11 protein-coding genes are annotated in these 20,877 nt (G+C 74.6%); all 11 read right to left on the bottom strand.

Features of this window, described 5'->3' with window-relative positions; all coding sequences use genetic code 11:
• Positions 1–9,068: non-ribosomal peptide synthetase (locus tag ABD296_RS25100; protein ID WP_344271715.1), on the bottom strand; the 9,068-nt coding region annotated here is incomplete at its 3' end.
• Between the two features lie 62 nt (positions 9,069–9,130).
• Positions 9,131–11,668, bottom strand: a complete 2,538-nt coding sequence (locus tag ABD296_RS25095) for an MMPL family transporter (protein WP_344271713.1) — start codon at positions 11,666–11,668, stop codon at positions 9,131–9,133.
• A gap of 59 nt (positions 11,669–11,727) precedes the next feature.
• Positions 11,728–12,150, bottom strand: coding sequence for a hypothetical protein (locus tag ABD296_RS25090; protein ID WP_344271712.1), 423 nt, complete (start codon positions 12,148–12,150; stop codon positions 11,728–11,730).
• A 123-nt stretch (positions 12,151–12,273) separates the two neighbouring features.
• A complete protein-coding gene (locus ABD296_RS25085; protein ID WP_344271709.1) occupies positions 12,274–12,546 on the bottom strand; it encodes a hypothetical protein in 273 nt (90 codons plus the stop codon).
• Positions 12,539–12,895, bottom strand: a complete 357-nt coding sequence (locus ABD296_RS25080) for an ArsR/SmtB family transcription factor (protein ID WP_344271706.1) — start codon at positions 12,893–12,895, stop codon at positions 12,539–12,541. Before ABD296_RS25080 ends, ABD296_RS25085 begins: the two co-directional genes overlap by 8 nt.
• 154 nt (positions 12,896–13,049) lie before the next feature.
• A complete protein-coding gene (locus ABD296_RS25075; RefSeq protein ID WP_344271703.1) occupies positions 13,050–14,642 on the bottom strand; it encodes a tryptophan halogenase family protein in 1,593 nt (530 codons plus the stop codon).
• A gap of 10 nt (positions 14,643–14,652) precedes the next feature.
• Positions 14,653–15,009 (bottom strand): acyl carrier protein, encoded by a 357-nt coding sequence (locus ABD296_RS25070; protein ID WP_344271701.1) that lies wholly within the window; start codon positions 15,007–15,009, stop codon positions 14,653–14,655.
• Positions 15,010–15,059: 50 nt separating this feature from the next.
• A complete protein-coding gene (locus ABD296_RS25065; RefSeq protein ID WP_344271698.1) occupies positions 15,060–16,769 on the bottom strand; it encodes an acyl-CoA dehydrogenase in 1,710 nt (569 codons plus the stop codon).
• On the bottom strand, positions 16,766–18,487 hold the full coding sequence (locus ABD296_RS25060; protein WP_344271696.1) for an acyl-CoA dehydrogenase family protein: 1,722 nt from the start codon (positions 18,485–18,487) through the stop codon (positions 16,766–16,768). Before ABD296_RS25060 ends, ABD296_RS25065 begins: the two co-directional genes overlap by 4 nt.
• On the bottom strand, positions 18,484–20,199 hold the full coding sequence (locus tag ABD296_RS25055; RefSeq protein WP_344271693.1) for a fatty acyl-AMP ligase: 1,716 nt from the start codon (positions 20,197–20,199) through the stop codon (positions 18,484–18,486). Before ABD296_RS25055 ends, ABD296_RS25060 begins: the two co-directional genes overlap by 4 nt.
• Positions 20,196–20,876, bottom strand: coding sequence for an NADPH-dependent FMN reductase (locus ABD296_RS25050; protein WP_344271690.1), 681 nt, complete (start codon positions 20,874–20,876; stop codon positions 20,196–20,198). Before ABD296_RS25050 ends, ABD296_RS25055 begins: the two co-directional genes overlap by 4 nt.
• Between the last annotated feature and the right edge of the window lies 1 nt (position 20,877).

Below are 20,877 nucleotides of genomic sequence, written 5' to 3'. Positions count from 1 at the left end.
CCGCCCCCCCCGTCCCCCACCAGCCGCCGGCCGCCCCGTCCGTCGTCGCGGGCCGCCACGGCCGCGTCGGCGATCCCCGGCAGGCCGCGCAGCGCGGCGGCCACCTCCTCCGGTTCGATGCGCACACCGTTGACCTTGACCTGGTCGTCGGCGCGGCCGACGTACTCCAGCGCGCCGGCCGCCCGCAGCCGGACCAGGTCCCCGGTCCGGTACAGCCGCTCGCCGGCGGCGGCGAACGGGTCGGGGACGAAGCGTTCGGCGGTGAGGGCGGGACGGTCGCGGTAGCCGCGCGCCACCCCGACCCCGCCCACGTACAGTTCGCCCACGACACCGGCCGGCACCCGCCGCATCGCGCCGTCCAGGACGTGCGCGCGCATGCCGGGCAGCGGGCGGCCGATCGGCACGGGCCCGTCCTCCTGGGCCGGGTCGAACCGCTGGGCCGTGGCGTCGATGCTGCATTCGGTGGGGCCGTAGGTGTTCCACAGCTCCACCTCGCGCAGGTCGAGCATCCGGGCGCACAGCCCGGCGTCGAGGGGTTCGCCCGCCGAGAACAGCAGGCGCAGCGCCGTGCAGCGCCGCCAGCCGGGCGCCGCCACCAGCAGCCGCAGGATCGACGGCACGACCTGGAGGACGGTTACCTCGTGCGCGGCGACCGCGCGGACCATGGCGGCCGGGTCGGCCTCGGCTCCGGGCGGCGCGAGGACGACCGCGCCGCCGCTCACCAGCGGGGCGAAGATCTCCCAGCCCGCGGCGTCGAAGCCGGGCGAGGTCTTCTGCAGGACGCGGTCTGCCGGGTTCAGCCGGTGCGCTCCGGCGGTCCAGAGGACGCGGTTGGCGATGCCCGCGTGCTCGATGACCACACCCTTGGGGCGTCCGGTGGATCCCGAGGTGTAGATGACGTACGCGGCGTCCCCCGGGTGAGGGACGGAACCGGGGCCCGCCACCGCCGGGTCGTCGGCGGCCGCGACGTCCACCGCCGTGACCGGAAGATCGACGTCCCGGTCGGTGAGCAGCAGCTCGGCTCCCGCGTCGGCCAGCATGAACCGCGACCGCTCCGGCGGGTGCGACGGGTCCAGCGGGAGATACGCCGCGCCCGCCTTCCAGATCCCCAGCAGCGCGGCGACCAGATCGGGCCCGCGCTCCAGCAGCACCCCGACCACCGACTCGCGGCCCACCCCGGACCGGCGCAACCGCGCCGCGATCCGCCGCGCCCTGGTGTCCAGTTCGGCGTAAGACCACGACGCCCCGTCCGCCACCACGGCCACGGCGTCCGGAGCCGCCGCCACCTGTTCGGCGAACAGCTCCGGGAGCGTCCGGTCCGGCGGCGCGCCGGGCCCGGACGCGCACCGGTCGAGGAGGGCGAGCTCGGCCGCGGGCAGCGGGACGGCGCGGGCGTCGCCGTCGGGCCCGGCCGCCATCGCCTCCAGCACCGACCGGTACATCGCCGCGAGCCGGTCGGCGTTGGCGCGGGTCAGGACCCGGCTGTGGCTGCTCAGGCCGAGATGGCCGGCGAGCGTGGTCACGGCGAGGCCGAACTCGGTGTTGCCGTCGCCCCGGGCCTGCCCGACGTCGATGAGGCCCGTGTCGACCTGGTGGAAGTCGAGGTAGTTGAATGAGACGTCCAGCAGCCGCCCGCCGCCCGCGATCCGCTGGATGGCGGGCAGCGGGAAGCGCCGGTGCGGCCAGAGCGCGACCTCCTGGGCGAACACCTCCTGGACCAGGTCCCGCCAGGTCCGCGCACCCGGAGTGAACGTGAACGGGACCGTGTTGAGGTACATGCCGTAGAGCCGGTCGGCGCCCAGGGCCTCGGGCCGGGCGTCGCACACCAGCCCGGTGTAGAACTTGCGTTCCCCGGTCAGCGCGGCGAGGACCGTCAGATGTGCCGCCAGCAGCACGCTCTTCAGCGACACCCGGGCCTGCCGGGCCAGGTCGCGGAGCGGGCCCTCGAGGTCGTGGATCGCGACCCTGAACCGGTAGCGGCGGTCCGGGCCGGCGGGGTCGCCCCAGGCCGCGGGCAGCGCGAACCGCGGCCGGCCCTCGACGACCGCGGTCCAGAACTCGCGGTCCTCGTCGGACGCGAGGGAACGCTGCTCCGCGGCGATGAAGTCGGCGTACCGGACGGCCGAGGCGCCCGCGGGCGCCGGTTCCCGCCCGTCCCGGACGGCCCGGTAGCAGTCCAGCAGCTCCATCAGCAGGTTGTAGTGGCTCCAGCCCTCGGTGATCGCGTGGCACCGGGTGACGGTCAGCCACCAGGCTCCCGCGTCCTCGGCCTCCCGCTGCGCGCAGAGCCGCAGCAGCGGCGCCCGCCCGAGGTCGAAGGGGGCGGCGCGTTCGCGGGCCTGGAAGTCGCGGAGGTCGCGGTCCCGTCCCGCAGGGTCGAGACCGGCGAGGTCCCGTCCGCTGACGGGGATCTCGGCCTCGGCGTGGACGAGCTGCATCGGCACCGAGAACGCGGTGAGGTCGAACGAGGTCCGCAGCATCTCGTGCCGTTCGCAGACCGTCCGCGCCGCCTCCCGCAGCGCCGCCAGGTCCACCGGCCGGTCGTCGCGGATCCGGAACGACGAGACGCTGTGGTAGCGGTTCAGGTCCTGGTCGGCGAGCATCTCCACGACCATGCCGGTCTGGGTCTGCGACATGGGGTAGGCGTCCACCAGGCCGGGCCGCAGCGCGGCTCGGTCCGCCGCCGGGACCAGCGCGAAAGGCTCGACCGGTGGCTCGGGCCGGGCCGGCGGACGCCCCGTCATCAGCTCGCACAGCGCCGCCACCGTGCGGCGGTCGAACACGTCGCGCACCGACACGTCCCAGCCCGCCGCCCTTAGCGCCCCCACGAGCGCCACCGCACGGATCGAGTCGCCGCCCAGGTCGAAGAAGGAGTCCTCGACCCCGACCCGGTCGACGCCGAGGGCCGCGCACCAGGTCTCCGCGACGCGTTCCTCGTCCGGTGTGCGCGGCGCGACATGGGGCCGTTCCGGCGGCCGGACGCGCGGCAGGGCGCGCCGGTCGAGCTTGCCGTTGGCCGTCAGCGGCAGCCGGTCCAGCGCGACGAACGCCGCCGGGACCATGTAGTCGGGCAACCGGACCGCGCAATGCTCGCGCAGACCCACCGTTTCACCGGCGACGACATAGGCGACCAGCGCACCGTCCTCCGCCATGACCGCCGCGTCCCGCACTTCCGGATGCGACAGCAGCACCGCACGCACCTCGCCCGGCTCGACCCGGTACCCGCGGATCTTCACCTGGTCGTCCGTGCGGCCCGCGAACTCCACCGTCCCCTCGGCGTTCACCCGCGCCAGGTCACCGGTGCGGTAGAGCCGCTCCCCCGGCCCGCCGAACGGGTCGGGCACGAACCGCTCCGCCGTCAGCGCCGGCCGCCCGAGATACCCGCGGGCGACACCGCGGCCGCCGACGTACAGCTCGCCCACCACGCCCTCCGGGACCGGGAACATGTCACCGTCGAGGACGTACATCGCGACGTTCGGCAGCGCCCGGCCGATCGGGACGACCTCCTCGCGCGGCGGACGGTCGACGGGATGCACGCAGGTGCCGACGGTGGCCTCGGTGGGGCCGTACTCGTTGACCAGCCGCCCCGGCCCGAGCAGCTCCAACCAGCGGCGCGCGGACGCCCCGGGGAACGCCTCGCCCGCCACGAGCACCGTCCGGGCGAGCCCGGCCGACTGGTCCGGCGTCAGCTGGTGGGTGAGCGCGTCGAGGTGGCTCGGGGTCAGCTTGACGAAGTCGAACGGCCCGGCGTCCGCCAGCCGCGCGCCGAGGTCCGCCAGGTCCAGGTCGGGCGGCAGAAGGCAGACCCGCCGTCCCGTGACGAGCGGGGCCCACAGATTCGGCACGACCAGGTCGAACGCCACGGAGGAGAACAGCGGCGCTCCCCCGCCTTCACCGTCCTCACCTTCCTCGCCGCCGATCAGCGCTTCCGCCGCCCAGCCCACGTGGTTGGCCAGCCCGCCGTGGGTGACCTGCACGCCCTTCGGCGCGCCGGTCGATCCGGACGTATAGATCACGTACGCCAGGTCAGCGGGATCGGGACGGGGCGTCCCGGCCACCGGCGCGGCATCGATCGACGGCAGGTCGGCGTCCGTCAGCAGGATCTCGGCGCCCGCGTCGGACAGCACGAGGTCCAGCCGTTCCTGTGGAAGCGCGGAGTCCAGCGGCAAGTAGGCCGCCCCCGCCCGCCACACGCCCAGCAGCGCCGCGACCAGCTCAGGCCCCCGCTCCACGAGCACTCCCACGACCGAGCCGCGCCCGCCGCCCCGGCCGCGCAGGTGCCCGGCGATCCGCCCGGCCCTGGCGTCCAGCTCGGCGTACGACCACGACGTCTCGCCCGCCACCACCGCCACGGCGTCCGGGACGGCCGCGACCCGCTCGGCGAACCGCTCGGGCAGCATCGCCTCGCGCATCGCCCGCCCGGTCCGGTTCCGAGCCGCCGCCCGCTCCCGCTCGCCCGGTGGCAGGAACGCCGGCCGGGCGTCGCCGTCCGGGTCGTCCGCCATCGACTCCAGGACGTCCCGGTACATCGAGGCGAGCCTGCCGGCGGCGGCGCGGCCGAGGACGCGGGTGTTCGCCTTGAGCCCGATGTGACCGGCCAGGGTGGTCACGGCGAGGTCGAACTCGGTGGTACCCGGCGCGATGCTGCTGCCGAGGTCGAAGACGTCGTCGTCCAGCTGGTGGAAGTCGACGTGGTTGAACAGCACGTTGATGAGCCGCTCACCGCCGCCCGCGTCGCGCTGGACGGCCGGCATCGGGTAGTGCCGGTGCGGCCAGAGCGCGGCCTCCCCCTCGAAGACCTCCCGGACGAGCTCGCGCCACGTCCGCGCGCCGCGCCGGAAGGCGAACGGGACGGTGTTGAGATGCATGCCGTAGACCCGGTCCGCGCCCGCCGCCTCCGGCCGCACATGCACGACGAGGCCGCTGGTGAACTCCGGTTCCCGGGCGAGTTGGCTCAATACCTTCAGGTGCGCGGCGGCCAGCACGCTCTTCAGGGAGGCGCGCGACGCGGCGGCCAGTCTCCGCAGGCCCTCTTCCAGATCGTGGAACGGGACGGAGACGCGGTAGTCCTCGCGCGGCGCGTCCGGGTCCGCCCACGCTTCGGGAAGCGTGAAGGCGGGACGGCCGCCGACCACCTCGCGCCAGTAGGCGCGGTCCTCCTCCGACTCCAGCGACCGCAGCTCGGCGGCGATCGAGTCGGCGTACCGGACGGAGGGGCGGGCGTGCGCCCCGGGCCCGCGGCCCGAACGGACGCCCCGGTAGCACTCCAGCAGCTCCATCAGCAGCGAGTGGTAGCTCCAGCCCTCGATGATCGCGTGGAACTCGGTGATCGACAGCCACCAGCCGTCGTCGGTCGCGTGCGCGTGCAGCCGCAGCATCGGCGGCCGCCCCAGGTCGAAGAAGCGGGCGCGCTCGCGCTCGTGGAAGGCGCCGAACGCGCGGCGCAGCGCGGGCCCGTCCAGGCCGCGCAGGTCGTCCTCCTCCACCGGGATCCGCGCGGTGGCGTGGACGAGCTGCATCGGCACCGAGAACGCGGTGAGATCGAACGAGGTCCGGAGCACCTCGTGGCGGTCGGCGACGATCCGCGCGGCCTCCCGCAGCGCCTCCGGATCGAGCGGCCCGTCGTCGCGCACCCGGCAGGAGGCGACGTTGTGGTAGCTGCCCCGGCGATCGTGCGCCAGCATGTCGACGACCATCCCGATCTGGGTCTGCGACATCGGGTAGGCGTCCGCCAGGCCGGGCGGCAGCGCGACCAGGTCCGCCGCCGGGACCAGCGCGAACGGCTCCACCGGCGGGTCCGGCTCGACGGGGGGACGCCCCGTCACCAGCTCGCCCAGGGCCGCCACGGTGCGGAGCTCGAACACGTCCTTGACCGAGACGTCCCAGCCCGCGGCGCGCAGCGCGCCCGCCAGCGCGACCGCGCGGATCGAGTCGCCGCCCAGGTCGAAGAAAGAGTCCTCGACCCCGACCGTCTCGATGCCCAGCACCTCGCGGTAGCCGGCGGCGACCCGCTCCTCGGTGACGGTCCGGGGCGGCACGGGCTCGCCTTCCGCGGCCAGCGCCCGGCGGTCCGGGGCGGGCAGGGCGCGCCGGTCGAGCTTGCCGTTGGCCGTCAACGGCAGCCGGTCCAGCGCGACGAACGCCGCCGGGACCATGTACCCGGGCAACCGGACCGCGCAGTGCTCGCGCAGACCGGCCGTCCCACCGCCGACGACATAGGCCGCCAGCGCCCCGTCCTCCGCGACGACCGCCGCGTCCCGCACCTCCGGATGCGACAGCAGCACCGCCCGCACCTCGCCCGGCTCGACCCGGTACCCGCGGATCTTCACCTGGTCGTCGGCGCGGCCGAGGAACAGCAGGCCGCCGTCCGGCGCCCGGCGGGCGAGGTCGCCGCTGCGGTACAGGCGCGCGCCCGGCGGCCCGAACGGGTCGGGCACGAACCGCTCCGCCGTCAGCGCCGGCCGCCCGAGGTAGCCGCGGGCGAGGCCGGGGCCGCCGACGTGGATCTCTCCCGCGACCCCGTCCGGCACGAGGGTGCCGTGCTCATCGAGCAGGTGGATCCGCAGGTCGTCCAGCGGCCGGCCGATCCGGTCGCCGGTCGCCGGGTCCAGGTCGGCCGGGACGACCCGGTGGAACGCGGCGTGCACGGTCGTCTCGGTGATGCCGTACATGTTCGCCAGCACCGGCCGGTCGAGCCCGGCCCTGTCCGTCCAGGGCGCGAGCGCCGGCGCGTCCAGCCGCTCCCCCGCGAAGATGACCACGCGCAGCGCCGCCGGTGGCCGCGGGTCCCCGGCCGCCGCCGCGGCCACCAGCCCGCCGAACGCCGACGGGGTCTGGTTGAGGACCGTGACCCGGTGCTCCACCAGCAGGTCCAGCAGGTCGCCGGGCGAACGGGTCACCTCGCGCGGGACCATGACCAGTCGGCCGCCGTACAGCAGTGCCCCCCACATCTCCCAGACGGAGACGTCGAAGGCGAAGGAGTGGAACAGCGGCCATACGTCGGTCTCGTCGAAGCCGTAATACCGGCGTCCCACGGCCATCAGCCGCGCGACGCAGTCGTGCGTGACGCAGACGCCCTTGGGCCGCCCTGTGGAGCCCGACGTGTAGATCACGTACATCAGCCCGTCGGGATCGGCGGGCACCTTCGGCGGCACCGCCGGTTGCGCCTCGATCGCGGCCCGCTCCTGCTCGCCGTCCAGCACCGCCATCGCCCGGTTCCCGAACGCGCCGGCATGCGCGCCGTCGGTCACGACGAGCGCCGCACCGGCGTCGCGCAGCATGAACGCGAGCCGTTCGCCGGGGTGGGACGGGTCGAGCGGCAGGTAGGCCGCTCCCGCCTTCAGCACCCCCAGCAGCGCGGGGACCAGGTCGGTCCCCGGTTCCAGGCAGACACCGACGATGTCCTCGGGACCGACGCCGCGCGCCCGCAGACGGTGCGCGATCCGGTTGGCCCGGACGTCCAGCTCTCCGTACGTCAGCTCGGCGCGTCCCGCCACCACCGCAACCGCCTCCGGTGCCGCGGCCGCCCGTTCGGCGAAGATCTCGTGAACGCAGCGCCGCTCCCGCGGCTCCTCCGCCCGCCCCTCCCCGACGATCCGGGCCACCTCGGCGTCCCCGAGCATCGGCAGCCGGGACAGCGGGCGGTCCGGCTCCGCCACGGCCGCGCCCAGCAGCCGGACGTAGTGGTCCATCATCCGCTCGGCGGTGGATGAGTCGAAGAGCGCGGTGGCGTAGTCGAGGCGGCCGGTTAGCGTCCCGCCGGCGCCCTCCTCCACCATCAGCGACAGGTCGCACCGCGCCCGCGTGGCGTCCGGCTCCACCGGCTCCATCCGGACGCCCGGCAGGTCGAAGTCGCTGATCGGCTCGTTCCGCATGAGGAACATGACCTGGAACAGCGGCGTCCGGGACAGGTCGCGCTCGGGTGCCAGCTCGTCCACCAGCCGCGGGAACGGCACCTCCTGGTGATCGAAGGCGGCCAGCACGGTCCCGCGGCCCGCGGCCAGCAGCGCGCCGAACGCCGGATCGCCGTCCCACCGGGCCCGCAGCACCAGGCTGTTGACCACGTAGCCGATCAGCCGCTGCAGTTCGGGTCGGCCGCGTCCCGAGACCACCGTGCCCACCGCGATGTCGCGGGCCCCGGTGTAGCGGGCGAGCAGCGCCTGGAAGGCGGTCAGCAGCACGGTGAACGGCGTGGTGTCGTAGCGGCGGGCCACCTCGCGGACGCCTCGCGCCACCTCGTCCGGCACGGCGAACGAGTGGCGGGCCCCGGCGTGGCTGCGCGTCGCCGGGCGCGGCCGGTCGGTCGGCAGGTCCAGGACGCCCAGCCCGCCGAGGTTCTCCCGCCAGTACGCCAGATGGCGCTCCAGGGCTTCGCCCGCCATGCGATCCCGTTCCCACGCGGCGTAGTCCGCGTACTGGACGGGGAGGGCGTCCAGCGGACCCGGCGCGTCCACCGGCTCCGCCGTGACGAGGCCGGTGTAGAGGGCCTTCACCTCTTCGGCGAAGAGCCGGGTGGACCACGCGTCGCAGGCGATGTGGTGGACGACCACGACCAGGATGCGGTCGTCGGGCGCCAGTTCCAACAGCCGGGCGCGGATCGGCCATTCCCGCTCCAGGTCCATCCCGGTCCGCGACTCGGCCGCGATACGGGCCTTCGCGGCGGCGAGGCGTTCCCCGTCCGGCAGGCCGGACAGGTCCTCGACGGCCGGGTCCGCCCGGCGCGGCGGGTCCACCACCTGGACGGGCTCGCCGTCGAGCGACTCGTAGCGGGTCCGCAGGATCTCGTGACGCGCGAGGAGCCGTTCCCACGTCCGCAGGAAGGCGTCCGTGTCGAGCGGGCCCCGCAGGCGCAGCGCCAGGGGGATCAGGTACTCGTCGCTGCCGGGCTCCAGCCGGTTGAGGAACCACATCTGCAGTTGCCCGGCCGAGAGCCGCAGCGGCGCAGAACGGTCGGCCGGCCGGATCGAGCCCCGCCGTCCGCTGCTCCGGCGGCGGCCCTGAAGCCGCCGCCGGAGCAGTTCCGCGCGTAGATCACCGCGCTCGACGGACCCGCTTTCGCTGGTGCCCATGACCGCACTCCCCTCGGCCCGGTAAGGACCCGAGTGTGCGCCGCGGAGCTATATTCGCCCTATCATCGCGCGGTCTTCACCGCGGTCTCGGGCCCGCCTCCGCCGGTCCCCGCCGGGGACGCGTCCGGCGGCGCGGGGACGGCCGCGGCGGCGTGCGCGCCCGCGTCGTCGCCGGGGAGCCGGCGCAGCCAGCCCGGCATGGCCCAGGTGGCGCGGCCGAGCAGGGTCATGATCGCCGGAAGCAGCACGCCGCGCACGATGGTGGCGTCGAGCAGGATCGCGACCGACATCCCCACGCCGAACATCTTGTACTCGATGGCCGACAGCGTGGTGAAGATCGTGAACACCGCGACCATCACCACCGCCGCGCTGGTCACCACCCCGGCGCTGCCGGCGATGCCGCCGACGATCGAGTCGCGGTGCGCGGCGCCGCCGAGGCGCCGCTCGCGGATCCGGCTGAGGATGAAGATGTGGTAGTCCATGCTCAGCCCGAACAGCATGACGAACATGAACAGCGGCAGCCAGCTCAGCACCGCGCCGTAGGAGGTGAAGTCGAGCACCGAGGTGAGATGGCCGTCCTGGAAGACCCAGGTCACCACCCCGTAGGCGGCGCCGACCGACAGCAGGTTCAGCGCGATCGACACCAGCGGGATCGCCACCGACCGGAACGCCGCGAGCAGCAGCACGAACGCCAGCGCGAGCACGAACGCGAACACGATCGGCGTGCGGCCGTGCAGCCGGGCCGCGAAGTCGTGCGGACCGGCGGTCGTGCCGGTGACCGCGTAGTGGATCCCGTCCACCTTGCCGAGCGTCGCCGGCAGCGCCTTGTCCCGGAGCACCTCCAGCGCCCGCGTGGACGCGGCGTCCGACCCCGAGCCCGCCAGCGGCACGTTCACCACCAGCACCTTCCCCACCTGGTCGACCTGGATCGGCTCGCCCAGCGCGCCGCCGCTCGCCGCGACCTCCCGGTGCAGCCCGTCGACGGCCTTCGCCACCGCCGGGTCGTGCGCCCGGTCGCCCCAGACGACGACCTCGGCCGGGGAGGGCCCGCCCGGGAACTCCTCCTGGATGCGCGCCGCCGCGTCGACCGTCGCGTTGCTGCGCGGCAGGTCGTTGGTGAGCGCCGGGTCCTGCAACCGCATGCTGAACGCGGGGATCGCCAGCAGGCCCAGCAGCACCGCCGCGACGCCGCCGAGCAGCACCGGCCGCCGGACCACCGCGCGGGCGATCGCCGCCCAGACCCGGGACTCGCCGGCGGCCGTGCGGCGCTCGCCGAGCCACGGGATCCGGCCCCGGTCCACCCAGCGGCCCAGCGCGGCCAGCAGCGCCGGCAGCACCGTCACCGAGCCGACCACGGTGAGGCCGACCACCAGGAGTGTGCCGACCGCCATGCCGCGGAAGACGTCGATGCCGGTGACGAACAGCCCGGACAGGCAGAGCATCACCGTGACGCCCGACATCACGACCGCGCGGCCCGAGGTGCGGGCGGTGATCCGCAGCGCCTCCCCCACCGTCCGCCCCGCGGCCCGCTCCTCGCGCTCGCGGCGCAGGTAGAACAGGGAGTAGTCGATGCCGACCGCCATGCCGATCAGCAGCACCATCGAGGCCACGGTGCTGTTGATCGGCATGAACTGCTTGATGACCTGGACCAGGCTGACGGTGGCGACCACCGCCGACAGCGACAGCAGGACGGGGATCCCGGCGGCGATCAGCGCGCCGAAGACCACCACGAGGATGAGCAGGGTGAGCGGCAGCGACAGCATCTCCGAGCGCTGGTAGTCCCGGCCGTAGACCTCGTCGGTCGCCTTGGCGATGCTGCGGTCGCCGGCCTGCGCGATCCGCACGTCCGGGTACTTGCCGCGGACCGAGTCGACGGCCTTCTTCGACGCGTCGAACCTGGCGTCCTTCTCGTCGTCGGTGCCCGTCATCTCGAAGACGACCAGGCCCGCCCTCCCGTCGGCGGAGATCAGCCGCTTGCCCGAGCCCGGGTCCAGCGGCGACAGGACCCCCGACACGGGTGTGGTCTTCAGCGCCGCGACCAGGTCCTGGGTCGCCTGCCGCAGCTTCGGATCGGAGGCGAACGCCCCGCCCGGCGTCCTCTCCTGGACGAGCACGTTCTCGCGCGCCGCTCCGTCCACGTCCTGCTCGTTCAGGATCCGCTGCCCGCGCCCGGCCTCACCGGGCCCGGTGGTGTGCGCCTGGTCGCCGGTGACCAGGCCGCTGAGCACGAACGCGATCACGACGAGGCCGAACCATGCGGCGATGACCGGCCACTTGTGCCGCGCCGACCATGCCACGACCCGTTCCACCACCGGCGGCCGCACCGGCTTCGCGCCAGAGGCGGGAGCAGGCTCGGGCTTGGACGGAGCGGGCTCGGGTTCGGAAGCGGTGGTCGGTTCGGCGGCGTCTTCCGCGACGGTCTCGGCCGCGGGCTCGCGGGACGGCTCGGGGACGGTCCCGGAGCCGGGTCCGCTCTCCGCGGCGGCTCCTGCCTCGGAGCCGGGATCGGCCTCTGAGCCGGGTCCGGCCGCCGGTGGCGGGGCCGGCCTTCCGGGCGCCGCGTCGGCGTCCCCGGACGGTGCGGGGGGATTCTCGGACATGCTCGTCTCTCCTCGGTCAGCTCTTCGACGTCCGCGCGGTACGGAGCCCGCGCGGCGGATCACGCCGCCATGACCCGCGCGGTCGCCTGGACCTGGCCGGCCCAGACGGTGACCGACCGGCACGCCAGGCCGACCTCGGCCACCCAGAAGCGGTCCAGCAGGACGGCCGGGCGGGCGGGGACGGACCGCTGCCGCCTGCGGAACACCACCTCGACGGCGTCCGTGCTCAGCGGGATCTGCCCCCAGGCCAGTGACCAGGGGCGCCCGAGCCTGCGGCCGCGGCGGGCCCCGCGCAGCAGGGCGGGGCCCATGACCGCGGCGACCGAGACGTCCTCGAAACCGGCCCCGGAGTAGACCTCCAGGGCGGGGCGCCGCCCGGTTCCCCGGGCGATGCGCAGCAGCCAGCCGCTCAGCGGGAGAGAGAGTTCATGTGGATCGGAGTCGCCGGCACCGTCGCTGATCGACTTGCCATTGAGCAGCATGAGCTGCTCTCCTTTCCATGGAGGCGCGTTCTCTGCGGCCCCCGCCCGCGGGCGGGGGGTGATGCGTCTTCCATTGCTGGGTCGCCGAGTTGCCGCTCGGCGGCCCAGATCACGCGAGGGCCGTTACTCGACCTCCTTGAGGATGCGTTCCAGCGATTCCACCCGGGCGCCGATGTCGGCGAGCTGGACGGCGATCTCGCGGAGCTGGAGCTCGGTGTTCTCCTGGAGGAGCAGGGCGGTCTCGGCCAGCCTGCGGTGGTCCTGGTCGCGGTCGGCCTCCGCCCTGGCCCGCCTCACGCCCGCGTACTGCCGGATGCCCACCGTGATCACGGTGGTGAGCAGGACGAACACGCCGACGACCGAGACGACGTCCTCGAGGATCCACGAGTCACCCATCGCGGGGCTCCTTCCGCGCGTCCCCGGCGTCCCCGTCGCGCGGCGCCAGCGTCTCGGCCGCCGCCGCGCAGGCCTCCGGGGTGAGGTTCAGCGCGAAGGGCGCGACCTCGTAGTACTTCATCGCCTTCCCGTCCTCCGACAACTCGAGGGTGGCCGTCACCAGCCCGACCGCTTCCAGCTTGCGCAGGTGGACCTGCAAGAGGGCCCGGCTGATGCCCAGGTCCCGGGCCAACTGGCTCACATAGTTCCGTTGCTTCGACAGGACCGCGATCACCCGTATCCGGTGCGGATTGGCGAGCGTCGCCAGCACCTTCACCAGGTCGTCTCCCGTCAGATCCCCGATGCCCATGTCAACCTCTTGCACATGCCAACAAACATTAGCGGGTGGCGTGCGGAGGGGCCAGGTCTCCCGGGACGAACCAGGGTCCCCCTGAGGAAAATCAGGGGGACCCTGAGACGCGCGGCCGCCCCGGCCTCGGCTCAGGGGGACGCGTGCCCGCCGGTCACCGGCCGTGCAGCCTCCGCAGGTACTCGTAGTTGCCGGGCAGCGACTCCACCAGCTCCCGCTGCACCTGCTTGACCTGGCCGAACAGCGGCAGAGCGCCCTTGATGGACTCGGGCTTGTGCGCCAGCAGCGGCAGCGGGTGGTCGGGGGTCACGCCGAGCCCCGCGAAGATGCAGTAGTAGCTGCCGTTGGTCCAGAAGTTGCGGAACTCGGCCTCGAAGTTCCCGTAGTAGGTGCCCTCGTCGGTCACCGGCGGGTTGACCGGCAGCCCCGCCTTGTACATCTCGACCTTCCGCCGGATGTTCTCCGGCAGGTGGATGTCCTTGGTCGCCCGCCAGAACGGGGTGTCGACGCGCGGCGACAGGAAGAAGTGCGCCTGGATGAAGTCGCGGGTGTCGTCGAACATGACCGCGATCTCCTCGTTGAACGAGTCGATGAGGGCCTGGTCGAACCCGGTGTCCGGGAAGTGCTTGACCAGCTGGTAGATCGCCGCGGTGATGAAGTAGATCCCGGTGGACTCCAGCGGCTCCAGGAAGAACGAGGACAGCCCGATGCCGACGCAGTTCTTGACCCAGGTGCGCTCGTTCCGGCCGACCCGGAAGCTCACCTGGTTCAGGGGCGTGGTCTCCGGGTCCAGGTTCCACATCGCGCAGAACTCGGCGGTCGCGTCCTCGCGGGACTGGAACCTGCTGGAGAAGACGTAGCCGGTGCCGAAGCGGCCCAGCATCGGGATCTTCCAGGCCCAGCCGCTGCTCATCGCGATGGCCGAGGTGTAGGGCTCCACGCCGTGCGCCTCGTCGTCGTGCGGCACCTGGGCCGCCACCGCGCCGTCGCACGGCAGATGGTCGCCCATGTCGAGGAACGGCTCGCCCATCGCCTTGTTCATCAGCAGGCTGCGGAAGCCCGAGCAGTCGATGAACAGCTGCCCCTCCAGCCGCTTGCCGCCCTTGGTGGTCAGCGCGGTGACGAAGCCGCGCTCGTCCTTCTCGACGTCCTCGAGCTGGTCCTCGACGTGGATCACGCCTTGCTTGCCGGTGGCGAACCTGCGCAGGAAGTCGGCCACCAGGTGGGCGTCGAAGTGCCAGGCGTACCGGGTCGCCGGACGGCCCTCCGCGTCGCGCGGGGCGCGCTTGGCGTCCATGATGGCCGGTTCCCGGAAGCAGGCGTAGTCGAACGGCTCGTCGGTCCGGCCGTGGTGGCGCTCGTTGTACCAGTAGTGCGACAGCGGGATCTGGTCGTGGTCGGGCAGCAGCCCGAACGGGTGGTAGAAGTGGTCGCTGCCGTGCCCGTCCTCGCGGGCGACCGGGCTGGACTCCCCCGGCGTGCGCCAGTTGACGAACTTCACCGCCATCTTGAACGCGGCGTTGCACTCGGGCATCCACTCCTCCTCCGGGAGCCCGAGGTAGTCGAAGAAGGTCTTCTGCAGGTTCGGCACGGTGGCCTCCCCCACGCCGATCCTGGGGATGCCCGGGGCCTCCAGCACGGTGATCCGCGCGGTGCCCTGCAGGGCCTTGCCGAGGTAGGAGGCGGTCATCCAGCCGGCCGTGCCGCCGCCGAGGATGACCACGCTGTCGATCTTGGTGTCGTGCATGAGGTGTCCCCTAGTGAGAGTGCGTTCGCGGGTGCGGCCCCGCCGCCCCGGTGTCCCGGGCGGCCCCGGCCAGGTGCGCGGCCAGCGCCGCGACGCTGTCGTGGTCCCACACCAGCGTGGGATCGACCAGGAGCCCGAAGGCGTCCTCGATGTCGCCGCAGATGGAGAAGGCGTAGACCGAGTCCAGTCCGTAGGAGGTCAGCGGGGCGTCGTCGTCGATTTCCGCCGGCTCCCGCTCCAGGTAGTAGGCGACCCGGCCCGCGAGCCAGGTCCGCAGCCGGTCGGCCGACGGCGCTTCCGGCGCGGCGGCGTCCCCAGGCGCGACGGCGTCCCCCGGCGGGACGGTGTCGATGGTCGGTTCGGTCATGGGCATTCCTCCGTCAGGGGTGGGTGCGGAACGGGTCCGACGCGGCCCGGCTAGCCGGGGATCCCGCGGCCGGTCAGGTCGAGGAGCCGCCGCTCGTCGTGGCGGCGGCGGGCCAGGCGGAACATGGCCTCCTCCAGGTCCCGCCGCTCCGGCTCGGTGAGGACGCCGGGGCCGCCGAGCCGGCGGTCGAGCCGGTCGAGGGCGGCCGGCAGCCAGCGCTCGTCGATGTCGCCGAGCCCGTCCCCGCCGTACCGCCCCACGCCCAGGCAGGCGGCGGCCGCGAGGACGACGGCGTAGCGGCCCGCCAGCGCGTACGCCTCCGGGCGGGCGTCGATGGTGAGGTCGCGCGGGCGCAGCTCCGCGCAGTCGCGGCGGAGCCGGTCCAGCTCGTCGCGGAAGCGGGCGGCGAAGCGGCCCGGCAGGCCGTCCGCGCCGCTCTCGGCGATCTCCACCAGCGTGCCGCTCAGCCCGTCCGCGCGCGGCGCCCCCGGCAGCAGCGCGCCGAAGTCCAGCGGTTCCAGGTCGCCGCCCAGCCGGAACAGCGCGGCGGGCGCCGCCCCGCCCTCGAACCAGGCGCGCCGCGCCAGCCGGGGCAGCTGCGGCAGGATCGTCACCTGGCAGGCGGCCCGGGACACGTGCGCGAACCCGGCCGGGGCGAGGTCGCGGGCCAGCTTCTGGAAGACCCCGTACGGGCCCTCGCGCAGGTACGACTGGGCGCCGAGCACCGTCCCCAGCCCGTCCATGGCGTCCATGAGCAGCCGCGAGACCAGGTACTTCACGGCCGGCGCCGACACCCCGGTCTCGCCGGGCAGCACGTGCAGCGACCGGGTCACCACCGTGCCGAACGCGTCGGCGGCCAGCAGGTCGGCCTGGGCCCGCCCGATCACGGCCCGGACGTAGGGCAGGTCGGCGACGGCGCCGCCGTAGAGCCGCCGGTCGAGCGCGCAGGCCAGCGCGGCGCGCAGCCCGGTGTCGACGATCCCGACGCACATGGCGGGCAGCGCGCTGCGGGTGAGCTGGAACGAGCTGAGCGCGGTCTCGATCCCGCGGCCAGGCTCGCCCAGCAGCGCGTCGCCGGGCACCGGGCAGCCGCGGAACTCGGCGCCGCCGAGCTGCACCCCGCGCATGCCGGAGCTCGGAAACCGCGGCAGATGGCGCAGGGCGCCGTCCGGGACCGCCGACGCGGGCACCAGGAACTGCGAGTGGCTTCGGCTGCCGGGGTCCGGCCGGGTCCTGGCGAAGATCACCATGGCGTCCGCGCGGCGCAGGTTGGTGACCACCTCCTTGCGGCCGTCCAGCCGCCAGCCCGAGCCCGCGCGGACGGCGGCGAACTCGGCGCGGGAGAAGTCGTTGCCGTGCGCCAGCTCGTGGTAGACCGAGGCGATCTTGCGGTTGGCCAGCAGCAGGCCGGCGGCCTCGCGCCGCTGCCGCGCGTCGCCCGCGCTCCAGACGTTGACCGACGCGATGAACGAGCTGGCACCGTAGCCGAGCCCAAGGCAGGGGTCGCGGCGCCAGACGGTCCGCATCACCTCGACGAGCCGGTCGAGCTGCCGGAACCTGCCGCCGAGCTCGGCGGGAACGAACTCGGCGTTCAGGCCGTAGTCGTCCAGGACGCCCTCGGACTCGGCGTGCATCTCCTCGCGCTCGTCGGCCTCCAGCAGCGCGCCGAAGCCGGTGGGGTTGCCGGCCTCCCAGGGGTCGCCGAGCAGCTTGTCGAGCAGGTCCGCGTCCGTCCCGGGACCGGCGGTCGAAGTGGTCACGTCCGTTCTCCGTCCTGGTCGCCGCGGAAGGGCGACAGCGGCCGCCCCTCCGCGACCGCCCGGGCGAGCAGCCCGGCGATCCGTTCGTCGTCCGCCGGGTCGGAGCCCGGGCCGCGGCCCAGCCCGTCCAGCAGGTGCCGGAGGGCGACCCGCAGCCACAGCGCGCCGTCCGCGGACCCGCCCGCGGCGCCCGCGGCCCACAGGTGCAGGCAGGACGCGGCGGCGAAGCACAGCTCGTAGTCGGCGGCGACCTCGAACGCCCCGATGTCGGGACGGGCGGACGGGCGGATCGCCGCCATGCGCCCGTGCACCGCGTCGATGGCGGTGAGCACGTCGCACACCAGCGGCTCCGCGCCGTCCAAAGCCAGCCCCTCCACCGCCGGCCGCAGCCCTTGGACGACGCTGCAGCCCGTCCGCGACACCAGCGACAGCCGCGCCCACTCCAGCTCCCCGGGCGGCGTGCCCGCGCGGGCCGTCGCGGCCAGGCCCGCGGCGTCGCGGATCCCGGCCGCGTGGCCGCGGACCAGCCGGGGGAACTGGTTGATCAGCGCGTTGCGCGCCACGACCGTGCTGCCGTCGAAGATGCCGACCACCCGGTGGTCGCGTTGGAGCTTCTGGAACGCGCCGGAGGCGTACTCGCGGGTGAGGAAGGCCCGCGAGCCGAGCAGCTCGGCCAGTTCACCCAGCATCCGGTCGGTCAGCGTGGGCGCCAGCGCCTTCACCACGGCGGAGACCACGCTCATCTCCCCGGTGAGCCCGTGCACGGCCCGCGCCCCCACGATCCCGGCGGCTTCGACGGCGGCCAGCGCACCCGCGGCACGGGCGAGGACGGCGCGGACGTTGTAGCGCTCGATCAGGGGCCGGTCCTGGATGAGCCGCTCGCCCGCGAACCGGACCGCAAGCCGCAGGCCGTGCTCGGCCGCGCCCGCCGACAGCGACGCGCAGATGGTCCGGGTGAGCTGGAGCCCGAGCAGCGCCGTCTCGGCCCCGCCTCCCTCCCGCCCCACCAGCGCGGACGCGGGGACGCGGGCGCCCTCGAAGGCGATGCCGCTGATGTCGGCGCCGCGGATCCCGTGCGTGCGGGCCTTGGGCAGCGGCCGGTAGGAGCCGGCGGGCAGCTCGGCCTTGTCCACCAGGAAGAAGCTGTGGCCGCGCGGCCCGCCCGCCTCGTCCGTGCGGGCCAGGACGCACAGGTGGCCGCCGGCCGTCGCGTTGTTGATCGGCCATTTGACGCCGTCGAGCCGGTACCCGCCGCCGGACGCCCGGGCCGACACCTCGCCCGCCAGCAGGTCGGCTCCGTGACCGGGCTCGGTCAGCGCCCAGCTCACCCGCGCGCCGTCCCGGATCCGGGCGCCGAGCCGCCGGGCCTGCCCGGGGTCGCCGGCGACCCAGACCGGCATCGCGCCGAGGTAGGTCTTGCCGTGCGCCACCGCGACCGTCAGGTCGCGGAGGGCGACGGTCCGCAGCAGGTGGAAGAGCAGCTCGTGGTCGTCGAGGCGCCCGCCGGCCTCGGCCGGGACGTAGTAGGCGGGCAGGCCGAACGCGTCGAGCAGGGCGCAGGCGTCGGCGGGGAGCTCCTCAGCGCGGTCCAGCTCCCCCGACCGTTCGGCGGAGAACACGTCGGGCCGCGCGTCGAGGAGGGCCTCCAGCTCGCCGGCGGGACCGGTCCCCGGCCGGGTGGCCGCGGTCGCGCCGGTCGCGCCGGTCGCGCCGGTCACGGCGCGTCACCGGCGCCGACGAGCGGGCGGCCCGGCATCCGCCGCACGGCCGGTTCCAGCTCGGCGTGCAGCACCGCGACGTCGCCGTCCAGGAACCGCGCCCGCATCTCGCCCCGCCGGATCTTGCCGCTGGTGGTCCGGCGCACCGCGCCGCGGCGGACGAGCACGACGTTCCCGGCGGGGATGCCGAGCGTGGTGGCCAGCCGCCGGGACACCGCCCGCGCGATCCCGGGCAGGTCGGCGGCGGCGGTCCGCGGGGCCACCTCGTGCAGCAGCACCACCCGCTCGTCCGGGGCCCGCACCGCGAACGCGGCGCCGACCAGCCCGGACAGGGCCGGGTGGGCGTCCCGGGCGATCTGCTCCAGGTCCTGCGGGAACAGGTTGCGGCCGTGCACGATGAGGATCTCGCGGAGCCGGCCGGTGATGTAGAGCTCGCCGTCCCGCAGGAGGCCGAGGTCGCCGGTGCGCAGCCACCGGCCGCCCTCGCCGTCGATCCCGGCGGCGAACACGTCGGCGCTCTCCCGCGGGCGCCCCCAGTACCCGCGCCCGACGCTGGCGCCGCTCAGCCAGATCTCGCCGGTCTCGCCGTCGGGCAGCGCGCGCCGCGTCCGCGGGTCGACGACGCGCACGTCCAGTCCGGCGACCGTCCCGCAGCCGACGACCTCCCGTCCGTCCATGGTGCGCACGACCGGTTCCGCGGTCCGCAGCGACACGAACACCGTCGCCTCGGCGAGGCCGTAGCCGGGGCTCATCGTCTCGGGGCGGAACCCGGCCCGGGCGAAGCGCTCGGTGAACGCCCGCATGGCGGGCGCGTGGATCGGCTCCGAGCCGTTCCACATGTAGCGCAGCCGGGACAGGTCCAGCTCCGCCAGGTGCTCGTCGGTGACCAGGCGGGCGCAGCGCTCGAAGGCGAAGCTGGGCGCGGCGGTGGCGGTGACGCCGTGCCGGTCGATCATGCGCAGCCACTCGACCGGGCGCTTGAGGAAGCCCACCGGCGACATCAGCACGCACGTGCCGCCGATCGCGAGGGCGGTGCTCAGCAGCACGAACAGGCCCATGTCGTGGTGCAGCGGGATCCAGCCGCCGAGCCGGTCGGCGGACCCGAGCCCGCCCGCGACCCGCAGCGCCTCGACGTTGGCGAGGATGTTGCCGTGCGTCAGCATGACGCCCTTGGGGTCGCCCGTGGACCCGGAGGTGTACTGCAGGACGGCCAGGTCGTCGCGGTCCGGCCCGGCTCCGGGGTCGGCCCCCTCCCCCTCGGCCAGGCCCGCGACGGCGACGGCGGCGAGCCCGTCCAGGCCGGTCTCGCCGATCCACTCCCGCGTGGCGCCGACGTCCCGCTCGTCGGCCAGGACCAGCGACGCGCCGCAGTCGCGGGCGATGCCGGCGACGCGCTCCCGCGCCTCCCGCCGGCCGTCCAGGGCCGGGACGGGCACCGCGACCATCCCGGCCATGAGGCAGCCGAGATAGCACTCGACGAACTCCGGACCGGTGGGGAGGGCGAGCATCACCCGCGAGCCCGGGGCCGTCCGGTCGCGCAGCCGCCGCGCGACCGACAGCGCCCGCCGCCGCAGGTCGCGGTAGGTCAGCACGGTGTCCGGCCCCTGGCCCGGCTCGCGGGCGAACACGAAGGCGGGCTTGCCGGGCGTCGCCGCGGCGCGCTCGCCGAACGCCTCCGCGAGGGTGCGGCAGTCGGGCAGTGGCGTGGTCATCGTCGGCTCTCCCTGGTGTCGGTGTCGGCCAGCGTCACCCGGCGGGCCGCGCTCTCGGGCCCGAGCGCCGCCCGCGCCTGCGCCCGCCGCCGCGCCTCGGCGTTGCGCCACGCGACCGCGAGGACCTGGCCGAGCATGAGATCGAGGCGGTCGCGGGTCTCCGGCCGCGCGGGCTCCCCGTCCGGCCGCAGCGCGGCGGTCGCGCTGGTGAGCGTCACGCCGAGCGGCGTCGGCCAGCCGCGCAGCGCGTGCGCGATCGTGCGGAGCGTCGCGAGCGTCGAGGCGGCCCCCTGGTCGCCGAGCGCCAGGGCCACGCAGCCGATGGACCTGTCCTGCAGGAACGGCTGGCGTTCCTGCGACAGGTCGTTGACGTAGTCGAGCGCGTTCTTCAGCAGCCCCGAGACCGTGCCGTGGTACGCCGGGGAGATCAGCACGATCCCGTCGGCCCACGCCAGCTCGTACAGGTAGCGGGTCAGCTGGGCGTGCCGCCCGCTGAGCCCCGGCCGGTAGTGCGGGAACTCCAGGTCCTCGCCGGTGAAGACCGTCGTGGTGGCCCCGCGGCACCGGCGCGCGCACCACGCCGCGATCCGGTCCGCCTTGGACCCCGCGTGCAGGGTCCCGCTGAGGAACACCAGATGGGGCGCCGTCGCCGCCATCGCCGTCTCCCTTCCTCTCATG

Origin of the sequence: Actinomadura napierensis, assembly GCF_039529375.1 — a bacterium.
Classification (GTDB): Bacteria; Actinomycetota; Actinomycetes; order Streptosporangiales; family Streptosporangiaceae; genus Spirillospora; species Spirillospora napierensis.
Note: the sequence above shows the minus strand (reverse complement) of the source record. Positions and strands in the feature narration are given on the sequence as shown.